At 76.8% G+C, this 12,603-nt stretch carries 11 protein-coding genes; 5 read left to right on the top strand and 6 right to left on the bottom strand.

The annotated features are described in order from the left end of the window. Nucleotides 1–95: 95 nt before the first annotated feature. Genes CNQ36_RS33850 through CNQ36_RS33835 form a run of 4 tightly spaced genes read right to left on the bottom strand, consistent with a single transcriptional unit; the run spans nt 96 to nt 5,177 of the window. The gene (locus CNQ36_RS33850; RefSeq protein WP_040905218.1) at nt 96–350 is read right to left on the bottom strand and encodes an acyl carrier protein; all 255 of its coding nucleotides are present in this window, start codon (nt 348–350) and stop codon (nt 96–98) included. Continuing rightward, nucleotides 347–1,360: a threonine ammonia-lyase gene (locus CNQ36_RS33845; RefSeq protein WP_121549521.1), complete on the bottom strand. Its 1,014-nt coding sequence runs from the start codon at nt 1,358–1,360 to the stop codon at nt 347–349. Before CNQ36_RS33845 ends, CNQ36_RS33850 begins: the two co-directional genes overlap by 4 nt. Beyond that, nucleotides 1,357–2,853: an amino acid adenylation domain-containing protein gene (locus CNQ36_RS33840; RefSeq protein WP_121549520.1), complete on the bottom strand. Its 1,497-nt coding sequence runs from the start codon at nt 2,851–2,853 to the stop codon at nt 1,357–1,359. Before CNQ36_RS33840 ends, CNQ36_RS33845 begins: the two co-directional genes overlap by 4 nt. Further along, complete coding sequence (locus CNQ36_RS33835; RefSeq protein ID WP_121549519.1) at nt 2,853–5,177, bottom strand: lantibiotic dehydratase; 2,325 nt, start codon at nt 5,175–5,177, stop codon at nt 2,853–2,855. The genes CNQ36_RS33840 and CNQ36_RS33835 overlap by 1 nt, the downstream gene beginning before the upstream one ends. 244 nt (nt 5,178–5,421) lie before the next feature. Here CNQ36_RS33835 and CNQ36_RS33830 point away from each other — a divergent pair, with 244 nt between their 5' ends. The 3 genes from CNQ36_RS33830 (at nt 5,422) to CNQ36_RS33820 (ending at nt 7,335) form a co-directional block, all read left to right on the top strand. Then, complete coding sequence (locus CNQ36_RS33830) at nt 5,422–5,673, top strand: MbtH family protein (RefSeq protein WP_121549518.1); 252 nt, start codon at nt 5,422–5,424, stop codon at nt 5,671–5,673. Further along, on the top strand, nt 5,666–6,445 hold the full coding sequence (locus CNQ36_RS33825) for a 4'-phosphopantetheinyl transferase family protein (RefSeq protein ID WP_121549517.1): 780 nt from the start codon (nt 5,666–5,668) through the stop codon (nt 6,443–6,445). The genes CNQ36_RS33830 and CNQ36_RS33825 overlap by 8 nt, the downstream gene beginning before the upstream one ends. A 149-nt stretch (nt 6,446–6,594) precedes the next feature. Beyond that, entirely contained in the window at nt 6,595–7,335 is a 741-nt protein-coding gene (locus tag CNQ36_RS33820; protein WP_121549516.1) for a Type 1 glutamine amidotransferase-like domain-containing protein, read from the top strand. Between the two features lie 73 nt (nt 7,336–7,408). On the opposite strand, the gene CNQ36_RS33815 is transcribed toward CNQ36_RS33820, so the two are convergent. Together CNQ36_RS33815 and CNQ36_RS33810 are read right to left on the bottom strand one after the other, a co-directional pair. Then, nucleotides 7,409–8,044, bottom strand: a complete 636-nt coding sequence (locus CNQ36_RS33815) for a helix-turn-helix transcriptional regulator (protein ID WP_240659540.1) — start codon at nt 8,042–8,044, stop codon at nt 7,409–7,411. After that, entirely contained in the window at nt 8,041–8,652 is a 612-nt protein-coding gene (locus CNQ36_RS33810; RefSeq protein ID WP_121549515.1) for a response regulator transcription factor, read from the bottom strand. The genes CNQ36_RS33815 and CNQ36_RS33810 overlap by 4 nt, the downstream gene beginning before the upstream one ends. A gap of 530 nt (nt 8,653–9,182) precedes the next feature. Between CNQ36_RS33810 and CNQ36_RS33805 the strand changes: the two genes are divergently transcribed. Next, nucleotides 9,183–12,266, top strand: a complete 3,084-nt coding sequence (locus CNQ36_RS33805) for a type 2 lanthipeptide synthetase LanM family protein (protein WP_240659538.1) — start codon at nt 9,183–9,185, stop codon at nt 12,264–12,266. 79 nt (nt 12,267–12,345) lie between these two features. Continuing rightward, a complete protein-coding gene (locus CNQ36_RS33800; protein ID WP_121549513.1) occupies nt 12,346–12,543 on the top strand; it encodes a hypothetical protein in 198 nt (65 codons plus the stop codon). The last annotated feature ends 60 nt before the right edge of the window (nt 12,544–12,603 follow it).

The following is a 12,603-nucleotide window of genomic DNA, read 5'->3' as shown; positions in this document are numbered from 1 at the left end:
GCCCGGCGGCGGGCGTGGAGGGGTGGGACCGCACCGGGCTCCCGGTCCTGGTGCGGGTGGGTCGCGCCGGCGCCGGGGACCGGTGGGGCCCTGGGTCAGGGGCGGCCGTAGTCGGTGTCGACGACCTCGGCCAGGTCCTGCGGCGTGGGGTAGGCGAAGACCAGGGAGACCGGGACCTGCGCGCCGAGGATCTCCTCGAGGCGGCCGGTGATCTGGAAGGCGGTGAGCGAGTCGCCGCCCGCCTCGTAGAAGTCGGTGTCCTCGGTCAGGTCGGGCAGGCCGAGCACCTCGCGGAAGATGTCGACGAGCAGGTCGGCGGTGCGGGTGGCGGTGGCGGCGTTCTCGGTCATGACGTGTGCTCCTCGGTGGTGGTGGCCACGGTGCTTTCCGTGGTGCGGGTGGTGTCCGTACGGTGCAGGGCGTGCAGGCGGGCGGGGGTGTTGCCGCCGGAGACGACGGCCACGGCCCGCTCGCGGCGGCCGGCGCGCAGGGCTCCGGCCAGTGCGACGGCTCCGCTGGGCTCGGCGTCGACGCCGCCGCCGCGCAGCAGGGCGGCGGCGGCGAGGATCTCTTCGTCGCCGACGGCGATCAGGTCGTCGACGCGGTCACGGATGATCGGGTAGGGGACGCGTCCCGGCCGCTGGCCGCGCAGGCCGTCGGCGACGGTGGCGCAGGGCGGCAGCTGGACCGGGTGTCCGGCGGCCAGGGAACGGGCGTAGCGGGCGGCGTCGGCGGGCTCCACGCCGACGATCCGGACCGGGTGGTCCGCGGCCGCGAGGCAGATCCCTGCGAGGAGTCCGCCGCCGCCGGTCGGCACGTAGACCGTCTCGGTCTCGGGCGCGTCGGCGAGGAGTTCGGCGCCGACCGTGCCCTGCCCCGCGACCACCAGACGGTGGTCCGAGGAGGGTACGAGGACGGCTCCGGTCTCCCGGGCGAGGGCGCCGGCCCGTTCCTCCCGCTCGGCCACTCCCCCGCCCACCCGGACCGTCTCGGCGCCCAGTGCGCGGATGGCGGCGGACTTGGCGGGGTCCGCGCCCGCCGCGAGGACGACGGTGAGGCGGATGCCGAGGGAGCGGGCGAGCCGGGCGAGGGCGATGCCGTGGTTGCCGGACGAGCCGGTGACCACACGCTGGGCGTCGAGTGCGAGGAGGGCGTTGGCGGCTCCGCGTGTCTTGAACGAGCCGCCGTGCTGGAGGTGTTCGGCCTTCAGCAGCAGCCGTGGGGCGTGGGCCGCGGGGGCCGGGCCGCTGAGCAGGGGGGTGCGGCGGACGTGTGGGGCGATGCGGGCGGCGGCCGCGGTGACGTCGGCGGGGCCGGGCCTGGTGCCGGCCGTGGCCGGCCGCAGGCCGGTGGCGGTCACCGGGTGCTCCCCGCGACCAGCCGGCGGCGGTCCGTCTTGCCGGCGCGGGTGGTGGGCAGCGTGTCGTGGCGACGGAAGTTCCGGGGGATCAGGTGCGGGGGCAGTGAGCGGGCCAGGTGGGCGCGCAGCTGTGCGTCCTTCGTGGCGGCCAGGTCGCCGGTGACGTGGGCCGTCAGGTAGGTGCGTCCCCGGTCGTCGGTGTGGGCGGTTACCACGGCGCCGCTGACGCGGGGGTGGGCGAGCAGGGCTCCTTCCGTCTCGGCGGGGTCCACGCGGTAGCCGCGGATCTTGACCTGCCGGTCGGTGCGCCCGGCGTAGGTGAGGCCGCCCGGGCCCCACCGCCCGAGGTCGCCGGTGCGGTAGAGGCGGGCGCCGGGCGGGCCGTAGGGGTCGGGCAGGAAGCTCTCGGCGGTGCGGTCCGGGCGCCCGCCGTAGCCCCGGGCGAGGCCCGCGCCGCCGATGTACACCTCGCCCACCGTGCCGTCGGGGACGGGTGCGAGGTCGGCGTCGAGCACCCGGACGACCGTGCCGGGGCGGGGTGTTCCGACGACGTCCGCGGCCGTGTCGGGTTCGGCGGGGACGCGGTGGCGGGTGGTGGTCATGGTGCACTCGGTGGGGCCGTACTGGTTGACGAGGGCGCCCGGGACCGACTGCCGTCCGCCGGCGGCGAGGAAGGGGCGCAGGGACTCGCCGCTGGAGGCGACCAGGGTGACGCCGCCCAGCGGGTCGGGCAGATCCGGTTGTCCGGCAAGGTGGGCGAGGAAGGACGGGGTGGTGCTGAGCAGTGCGGTGACCCGGTGGGCGCGCACGGTGTCGGCGAAGTCGGCGGGCCGCATCAGCCGGGAGCGTTCCACGATCACCAGGCGTCCTCCGGCCAGCAGCGGGGCGAAGGTGTCCCGGAGGGACGCGTCGTAGCCGAGCGGGGCCGCCTGGAGGGCCACCGTGTCGGGGCCGAGGCCGAAGGCGTGGGCGGTGTCGCGCAGGTAGGCGTCGAGGGCGTGGTGCTCGACGAGGACGGGGCTGGGTTCGCCGGTGCTGCCGGAGGTGTGGCTGACGTAGGCCAGGGCGTGCGGATCGACCGGGGCGGGCGGTGCCGCGGCCGTTTCCGGCGGGGTGCCGGGACCGTCCAGCAGGATCGTCGGCAGGTCGGTGTCGAGGGCGGGGGCGTGGGCGGAGGTGGTGAGCAGCAGGCGGGTGCCGGCGCTGCGGACGAAGGCGGCGAGCCGGTCGCGGGGCTGGGTCACGTCCAGGGTGAGGAAGGCGGCTCCGCAGCGCAGGACCGCGGCCATGGCGGCCACCGCGTCGGCGCCGTGCTCGACGGCGACGGCGCACACCGTCTCCGGCCGGGCGCCGTGGGCGCGCAGCAGCAGGGTCAGCTCGTCGGTGCGTGCGGCGAGGCTTCCGTAGGTGACCTGCCCCGCGGGGGTGTCCAGCGCGATGCGGGCCGGATGGCGGGCGGCGTGCGCGGCGAGGTCGTCGGCGACGGTGCGCATCACGCCTCCCGGGTGCCGGTGACGGTCAGGTCGACGGCGACGAAGCGGAGTTCGGAGGTGTAGCGGTGCCCGTCGGCGTCGGTGAGCCAGGCCTGCTCCGGGGTGGGCAGCATCTCGCTGACCTTCAGGCGGGCGTCGGGGTCCTTGCGGGCGAGCCGGCGGGCCGCCTTGGCGAGGATGGTGACGTACACGGGGCTGTCGAAGTCGACGTAGAAGGGGCGGGGTTCGGCCGGGGAGACGACGAACACGAAGCGGGGCAGGTCGTGCCGGCGCTGCCAGTGCCGGGCGCGGACGAACCGGGTGGCCTCGCTCTTCTCGTCGGCGAAGTCGACTTCTCCGACGGGTAGTTGCCAGGTCTCCCGGGCGACGGTCATGCGGTCGATGGTGATGCGCGGGGTGTGCTCGCCCTCGGGGCGGAGCGTGAAGCGGTCCATGACGCGCTGGGTGAGGGTGTTGGCGTAGGCGTCGAGGACGTCGTGGACGGTGCCGTCGGGCAGTACGGCGGTCAGCCGGCCGTCCCGGTCCTCGACGCGGACGTCGGCGCTCGGCACCGAGTTCGGGCGGTGCGGGTCGCCGGTCTGGTCGACCAGCGTGACGTAGTGGTCCTGGGGCCGGTCCAGGGAGGGCCGGCTGCGGGTGGACCAGCGCAGGGGCAGCTCCTTGGGCAGCGTGGGCAGCAGACGGGGGCCGGGGAAGTCGCGGGTGGTCTCGGCGAGGAGCCGGTCGCGGTCGGGGTGCTGGTGGACGAAGAGGGAGGCGCCCATGGTGTTGAGCGCGCAGTGCATCTCGCCGAGGACGAGGTCGACGTCGCCGCGGGCGAGGGCGTCCGCGTCGTCGGCGACGACCAGCACGTCGGGGCTGATGTAGCGGGCCAGGGACCAGCCGTCGCCGGGCTCGGCGAACTCCTGGCGCACCCGGTCGGCCAGCTCGGCCGTGGTCAGGCGGACGCGGCGGGCGTCGGAGGGCAGGTCGAGGATCCGGGCCCATTTGGCGCGCAGTTCGGCCTGGGCGGTGTCGATCAGGTCGCCGGCGTCGGGGTGCGGGGAGGGCAGGGTGTGCATCCACAGGGTGGCGAGGTCCACCGGGCCGCCGTCGGCGCTCAGGCGGTCGTGGACGGTGCGCAGGCGGGCGCGGATGGCGTCGGCGAAGCGGTTCGTCATCCAGCGGGCCGCGGTCAGGCACAGCTGGAGGGGTTCGAGGTGTTCCAGCAGGGCGGGGCCGGCGGTGGCGGTGGCGGCGCGCCGGGCGTCGGAGTACACCAGGCCGCGGCAGGGGGCGGTGCGTGCGCCCTTGGCGCGCTGGGCCTCGCTGTCGGTGAGGGCGGCGAAGTCGGCCTCCAGGGCGCCGATCGCGGCGGTCAGCGCGGCGGCGTCGGTGCCCGCGTCGCGGACGGCGTCCCGGCCGCGCTCCAGCACGGCGAGCTTGGCGAGGGCCCGGTCGCGGGCGGTCTCGTCGGGGACGCGCTCGAGGATCCGGCGCAGGGCCAGGTCGGGGTGGGTGGCGGCGGGCACCTCCAGCCGCTGGGCGACCCAGCGCCGGCGGGCCAGTTCCGCCACGACGCCGGCGACCTCGTCGGGCTCCAGGTCCAGGTCGGCGGCGATGGCGGCCGTGTGCCGGGTGCCGTCGCAGAGCCGGAGGACGGCCTGCTGGAGTTCCCCGATCGGCTGGGCGGGCCGTCCCGGGACCCGTACCGTGCCGTCCTCGCAGCGCACGAAGGACATCCGGCGCGGCGGGATCCACCGCATCAGCCCGGCGTCCTCTGCGAGCACCTTGGCGAGGGCGTCGACGGCCCAGCCGGAGAAGTAGACCTCCTGTGCGGCGAGGAAGTCCCGGCCGGCGTCCACGGAGACGGCGTGCGGTGCGGCCGTGTCCCAGTGTCCCCAGCCGACGGGGCCGAAGAAGCCGATGGTGTCGTTCTTGACGCAGAACCGCTGCCAGTAGTGGGCGACCAGCTCCTCGCGCTGGCGGGGCATGCTGCTGCGCTTGTCCACGCCCGGCGTCCAGCGCAGGAACGGCGCGATGCCGGTGCGCAGCACGGCCGGGTTCTGCCAGGCGAGGGCGGCCTGGAAGCGGGGCCGGCCGGCGATGTCCTGGAGGTGGCGGGCGGTGTCCACGGCCGCCGCCGACAGCTCCTCGGCGAAGGCCTCCCACTCGGGTCCGGACGGGTCGGTGCCGGGGCCGAACTTGTCGGCGGCCTCGGCCAGTCCGGGCGGGGCCAGGCGCAGCACGCCGTCGGCGGGGAAGCCGGGGCCGCGCAGCGCGAACTCCTGCCAGAGCCGCCAGCCTCCGCCCGGTAGCAGGACCGGTGCGTGCTCGTCCGACATCTCGTGCTCCTTCCGGAAAGGGGGGTGCGGGCCGGCCGGGCGGTGGCCGCCGGGCCGGACGCCGGGCTCCCCGGCCGGACAGCACCGTCCCGCGACGGGCCGGTACGGCACCAGAGAAGATCCGGCAGCAACGCGCGCCGCGGGCTCGGCGCGTTCGTCCCTGCCCGTGGCGGGCGGGCGCCCGGCACGCTGTCGGCGTCGGCCCCGACCTGCGGCCGGCCCCACCACCTGCGGGAGGTTCACCATGACGCAACCCGACTCCACGGCCGGCGCGGGCGCCGACGCGGCCCGTCCGGACACCGACGAGGTCTACCTCGTGGTGCGCAACGACGAGGAGCAGTACTCGATCTGGCGGGCGGACCGCGAGGTTCCGGCCGGTTGGCACCCGGAGGGGAGGCGGGGCGGCCGGCAGGAGTGCCTGGACCACATCGGGGAGATCTGGACGGACATGCGCCCGCTCAGCCTGCGTCGCCGGCTGGCCGGGGCAGATGCCTGAGCCACGGGCGGGCCGGCTTCTGGACCCGCCGGCGCACGCCCCGCCGACGGCTCCGTCCGGGCTGCTGTGCCCGGCCGTGCTGGACCTGTCCGGGCTGCGGCAGCGGCCGCGGGCGCCGGGCCCCCGGGGTCTGCGGGGGCCGCTGGAGCTCTACCTGGCCCATGTCGGAGCCCAGGACGAGCGGGCGCTGCGGGACGCGCGGGAGCTGCTGGACGCGGAGGAACGGGCCCGGGCCCGCGCGTTCCGGCACGACCGCGACCGGGCCGCGTACGTGGTCGCGCACGCGGCGCTGCGGGACGTGCTGAGCGTGCTGCTCGGCGTGCGCGCCGAGGCGCTGCCGCTGTCGCGGGAGCCGTGCGCGGGCTGCGGCGGGCCGCACGGGCGGCCGGTCCTGCGCACCCCCGGTGTGCACTTCTCCCTGTCGCACAGCGGGGACCTGGTGCTGGTGGCGCTCGCCCCGGCGCCGGTCGGCGTCGACGTGGAGGGGCTGGCCACGAACCGGGCGGTGCTTGGTGCCCAGTCGGCGCTGCACCCGGCGGAGGCGGACGAACTGGCGCTGCTGCCCGCGCACGGCCGTCCGGCCGCCTTCACCCGGGCCTGGGTGCGCAAGGAGGCCTATCTGAAGGGCCTGGGCACGGGTCTGGTACGTGATCCGGCGCTGGACTACGTGGGTACCGGGCCGCTGCCGGCCGCCCCGGCGCCGGGGTGGAGCGTACGGGACGTCCTGGTCCCGGCGGGTTACGCGGCGGCGGTGGCCCTGCGGACGCCCTGACGGCGCCTGCCGCACCACGGAGGGGACCGGTCCGTCGGACCGGTCCCCTCCGTCATGTCGCGCGATCCCCGCCCCGGGAGTGGCGGGAGCGCGACGCCTTCACCAATAACTCACCGGCACACTGGAGTTGACGCGCTACGATCACCGGCGTGACCGCTCCGGAACCGACCATCGTCGCCACCTCCGGAGGTCATCGCGTCGGCGCACGCACCCGGGTTCTCTTCGACGCCCTGGTCCACCACGCGGTCGATCTCTCCGGTGTGCACGGCAGGCGCCCCCGCGTCCTCTACCTGGGCACGGCGGTGGGCGACGCCGAGCACGTCACGGCGCGGGTGGGCGAGGCCGCCCGGGCGGCGGGCTTCGACCTCACCCCGCTGAACCTCTTCCCGATGCCGAACGTGGAGGACGTAGAGGGCACGGTGCTCGACCACGACGTCGTCTGGGTGATGGGCGGCTCGGTGGCCAACCTGCTCGCCGTGTGGCGGGTGCACGGGCTGGACGAGATCCTGCGGCGCGCATGGCGTGCCGGCGTGGTGCTCGCCGGGGTGAGCGCGGGCTCCCTGTGCTGGTACGAGGGCGGCACCACGGACTCCTTCGGCCCGGAACTCCGGCCGGTCACCGACGGGCTGGGGATGCTGCCGTACGGCAACGGGGTGCACTACGACAGCGACGGGGGCAGGCGCCCGCTGATCCACCGGCTGGTCGCCGAGGGCGTCTTCGCGACGGCGCACTGCACCGACGACGGCGTGGGGCTGGTCTACCGCGGCACCGAGCTGGTCGAGGCGGTGGCGGAGCAGCGGGACAAGGGCGCCTACGTGGTGTTCCGGGACGGCGACCGGGCCGTGGAGGAGCGCATCGAGCCGCGGCTGCTGCCCGCGCCTCCCCGCTGACGGCCTCCGGGAGGCGGGGACGGCCGGCCGCGGGAGCCGGAGGGCGCCCGCGGCCGCGTCGGACGTCATCGCCTCACACCAGGCCGTGGCGCACGGCGTGTGCCACGGCGTGGGCCCTGTTGCGGGCCTGGAGCCGGGCCATGACCTCGTAGATGACGTTCTTGACGGTGTGTTCGGAGCAGCGCAGCAGCAGGGCGATGTCCGCGTTGCCGTGGCCCTCGGCCATGAGACGCAGTACCGAGGCCTGACGTGCGGTCAGGGCCGGCCGGCCGCCGTCGGCCGGGTCCGCGGAGCGTGGCCCGCCGGCCAGCAGGTGGGAGAGTTCCGGGTAGGGGATGCTCGGCTGCGGGTGGGTCGCGCGCCGCACCGCGGCCACCAGGTTCTCCTCGGTGAGGTCGGCGGCCCGCAGGACTGCCGCTCCGGCCCGCAGCGCGAGCCGGAGGTCCGCCCGGCGGACGGTGTCGCACACGAGGACCAGGGGGCCGGTGTCCCGCCTGCCGTGCAGGGCCCGGGCGGCGTCGGGGGCGGCCATCACGGTGACGGTCCCGGGCCCCGCGTGCTCGGGCGCGCAGGCCAGCCCGGCGCGACGGGCCACGCAGCGGACGCGGTCCGCGCCGGGCGAGGGCGCGATGCGCAGGACGAGGGGTGCGGCCTTCGGACCGGCGCCGGCGGCGGGGGCGGGGGGCGCGGCGGTCAGGGTCGCGGTCACAGCAGGCCCGCCCGGAGCGCGTAGGCGACCGCGTGGGCGCGGTTGCGCAGCCGGAACCGCTGGGTGATGTCGTGGACCACGGTGGTAACGGTGCGCGGCGAGTAGGCGAGCCGCTGGGCGATCTCGGCCGTCTCGTGGCCGTCGGCGAGCAGCCGCAGCACCGAGCGTTCCCGGTCCGAGAGCATGCCGTCGGTCCAGCCCCCGGGGGTGTGCCGGGTGTCGGCCGGGCGGTCCAGGAGCTGTTCGAGCAGGCGGGGCGGCAGGGTGCAGTCGTCGCGGGAGGCGGCCAGTACCGCGTGGGCGAGGCGGGGCGCGTCGGCGTCCCGGCGCGGCAGCAGGCCGCGGGCGCCCGCGGCGAGGGCGTGCAGGGCGTCGCCGGAGGCGAGGGCGCCGGCCACCAGGACGACGGCGGGGCTGTGCCGCAGCGCGCGGGTGGCGCGCACCATGTCGAGTTCGGCCGGGCCGGGGCGGTCCACGGTGAGGACGGCGACCCGCGCGTCCACGGGCTCGCACACGGTCAGGTCCGGGCAGGCCAGCAGGGTGGTGCGCGTGCCGGCTTCCAGTACCGGGTCGAGGGCGACCACGCCGACGGTTACGGGTGCTCCCATCTGCTACTCCTTGGAAGTTCGTCCGCCCGGTCGAGCGCGCTCCGGGTCGGTGCTGCGGTGGGGACTGCGCACCACCGTGCCGTGGGCGGGGGTGCGCCGGCATCGGTAACCGGTCCCCACCTTTCCGGCCGGCGGGGAGGGCGCGGTCCGTAGCGGCTCCCCCGCGACCGCCTTCCGGGCCGTCGCACGGCGGTCGCCGGCCGGCCGGCACGGTGGCGGTGATCTGCGGATGAGGGTCCAGGGGGCAATGCGGGGGCGGGCGGGGGCGGTCCCTGGGGGTCCGTACCCGGGGGAAGCGGGGGCGCGGGGGGCCGGCGCACACGCCGGGGGCGGGCACAAGGGCCGAACGCGCAGAACCGCGCTTCTCCGCGGCTTTCCGCTACCCATGCGCACCGACCGGGCGCCCCGCCGCTGACCTGCGGCTTCGGTCGGCCGGGGGGCGGTGCGGGGCGGGGGGCCGGCGGGGCCGCGCAGAATATGGGGGACGCTTACCCATGTGGGGGTCGCCGGGGGTCTGCGACCTTCTTCTCGTGACTGAGACCGCCAGCCCCCCGACTTCCCGGAGCACCGGCCTCCCGCCCTCGTGGTGGGCGCCGGCGCTGTCCCTCGCGGAACGGCTCGCCGCCCCCGGCCTTCCCCGGGTGCCCGCCGAAGCCGCCGACGGCCCCGCCCCGTGGGCCGTCGGGGACGCCGAGGGCTTCGCCCAGCGGCTGGCCCATCTCGGTGTGGGCCGGGCCACGGCCTCGGCGCTGGCCGCCGAGCCCGCCGAGCGGCTGGCCGCCCGGGTGGCCCGGCCGGGCTGGGCGCGGTACGCCGAGGCGGTCCTGGCCGGCGCCTCCCCGGAGCCGGCGGAGCCGGCCGGCCGAGAGGGCGAGGGGCCCGACGTCTTCGCCCCGGTCGTCCGGCCGCTCGTCGCCGACGCCAGCGCGCGGCTGACCGAACTGCTGCCCTCGGACGCCGAACAGGACGTGTGGCGGGAGGCGTTCGCGCGGCGCCTGACGCACCAGCTGGTCCGTCAGGCGGCGCGGACCCTGGTCCACGAGCTCGACACGGCGCGCCGCGCCGGACGGCTCTCCGGGGCCGGCCCCCGTGAGCGGTTCGACGCCTTCGTCGCCGCCGCGGGCACCCGGCAGGGCCTCGGCGCGCTGTTCGCCGCCCGTCCGGTGCTGGCCCGGATGCTCGCGCAGACGACGCTGGACGCGACCGCGGCCACCGCCGAGCTGGCGGCCCGCTTCGCGGCCGACCGGGAGGACCTCACGACCGGGCTCCTCGACGGCCGCGACCCGGGGCCGCTCACCGCGGTGGACCTGGGCCTCGGGGACGCCCACGAGGGCAACCGGTCCGTCGCGGTCCTGCGCTTCGCCGGGCAGCGGCTGGTCTACAAACCGCGTCCCCTCGGCCAGCACGCCCTCCTCGACGACCTGGTGGGCTGGCTCAACGCCAAGGTGCCCGGCCTCGGCCTGCGCACCCCGCGCAGTGTGCGCCGCGAGGCGTACGGCTGGCTGGAGTTCGTCGAGCACCGCTGGTGCCGCTCGGTGACCGAGACCGACGCCTTCTACCGGCGCCAGGGCGCCCTGCTGGCCCTGCTGTACGCGGTGGACGGCGCCGACATGCACTACGAGAACGTCATCGCCTGCGGCGACCAGCCGGTCCTGGTGGACGCCGAGACGCTGCTGCACACCGGGCTCGCGCAGTCCATGACGGCGGGCGCCGACCCGGCGGCGGAGGCGCTTCGGGCCTCGGTGCACCGCACCTGCCTGCTGCCGCACCTGCTGATCGGCGAGCACGGGGCCCTGGACATCTCCGCGCTCGGCCGCTGCACCGACGGCACCTACCCGAGCGAGGGCCTGCACTGGCGGGACAGCGGCCTGGACACCATGCGGGCCGTGCGCGGACCGCTGCTGAGCCCCGCGGCGCACAACCAGCCCCTGCCGGCCGGTCGCCCCCTGGAGGGCGCCGACCACAGGGCCGCCCTGCTGGAGGGCTTCCGTGCCGCGTACGCGGCACTCGCCGCCGACGGGCACGAACTGCTCCGCGAGGACGGTGCGTTGACAGTGGGCGCGGACCGTCCCGCCCGGCTCGTCGCCCGCGCCACCCGGCTGTACGCGACGCTCCTCGAGGAGTCCACCCACCCGTCGCTGCTGGGCGACGCGCTCGCCCGGGAAGGGGTCTTCGCGGTGCTGTGGACGGAGTCCGAGCACGACCGGGCGCGCCAACGGCTGATCGAGCACGAGACGGCGGCGCTGTGGCGCGGTGACGTCCCGCTGTTCACCCACCGCCCCTGGGGGACCGCGGTGCGGGCCGACGACGGCACGTGGCTGCCCGGTCTGCTGCCGGTGGCGGGCATGACCGCGGTGCGGGAGAAGATCGCCCGGATGGACGAGGTCGACTGCCACGACCAGGAGTGGATCATCACGGCCACGATCGCGGCACGGGGCGCGGGCTCCCCGCTGGACCGGCCCCGGTCCGAACTGGCGGTGGAGCCGGTGCCCGCCGTCGCGCCCGACGCGTCCCGGCTGCTCGCCGCCGCGTGCGGGATCGCCGACGAGATCGCCGCCCGCGCGGTGCGGGACGGCAACCGGACCAACTGGCTCGGCCTGGAAAGGGTGTCCGGCCCGCACTGGGCGGTGCTGCCGATGGGCGCCGGACTCGCGCAGGGCTACTGCGGGGTGGCGCTGTTCCTGGCGCACACGGACGCACTGGCCGGGGCGGGCAGGTACGCCGCGCTCGCCCGGGAGGCGGTCCGTCCGCTGCCCGCCCTGCTGAAGGCCCTGGCGGACGATCCCGAACTGAGCGCGGCGGCCGGGCCGGGCGCCTACGACGGTCTCGGCGGCATCGTGTACGCGGTACTGCGGCTGTCGGCGCTGCTCGGGCCGGGGCCGGCCGACTGCCTCCCCGACGCGCTCACCGCCCTCGGCCACGCCGCGTCCGCCTCCTGCGATCCGGGGTTCGGCAGCGGTACGGCCGGGGCCCTGACCGCCGCCGTCGCCGTGCACGAGGCGACCGGCGACCCGGCGGCGCTGCGGCTGGCGACCACCCTGGCGGACCGCCTGCTCGGCGCGGTGTCCGGAGCCGACGGGGCCCCGCACGGCCTTGCCGCCGGGTTCGCCGACGGCGCCGCGGGCATCGCGTGGGCCCTGCTGCGGTACGCCGCCCGCCTCCCCCGGGAGACCGCCGCGCACACGGCCGCCGCCCGGGCGCTGCTGGAGACCGCGCCGCGGGACACCGGAGACGTCTCCTGGTCCCGCGGGCTCGCCGGGGCGGCGGCCGTCGCCGCCCACCTGCCCTCCGTACCCGGAGCGTCCGCCGGGGACCGGCCGGCGGACCCGGACGTGCGCCCCGACCTCAGCCTCGGGCAGGGCACGCTCGGCACCCTGGAAGCCCTGGCCGTCCGCGCCGGACGGGGTGACACGGCCGCCGCCGGAACCCTCACCCGGCACGCCGGCCGGGCACTCGCCCTCGTCGAGGCGCAGAACCACCGCTGCGCCACCCCCGACCACGTTCCCTCCCCCGGACTGCTCGACGGGCTGTCCGGCATCGGCTACGGGCTGCTGCGCCTCGCACATCCCGACACCGTCCCGTCCGTCCTGCTCCTGTCCCACCCCGGCGACTGACCGGCAGAGCACCGCAGATCCACGGCACTTCCACCTCCCGCCCCGTACCCGCCGTACGGACGTCAGAAGGGCATCCCCCATGGACCAGCACCTGAACACCACCACCGCCGACTCCGCCGCGAACGCCGCCGAGGAGCAGGACGCGGCGGGCGGGATCACGCTCACCGGCCGCAACCGCGCCTGTGCCCGCGCCCGGGTCCTGGCCGGGATGGTGCTGACCAGCGGCATCGTCATCACGCTGACCTCGCTGGACACCTCGGTCTCGGCGCCGAGCTGACCCCGTTCGGGCGTCACTTCGCGTGATGGCGCGGGCCCGGCGACGGGCCCGCGCCGCGGT

Source organism: Streptomyces fungicidicus, assembly GCF_003665435.1.
In the GTDB taxonomy this organism is placed as follows: domain Bacteria; phylum Actinomycetota; class Actinomycetes; order Streptomycetales; family Streptomycetaceae; genus Streptomyces; species Streptomyces fungicidicus.
Note: the sequence above shows the minus strand (reverse complement) of the source record. Positions and strands in the feature narration are given on the sequence as shown.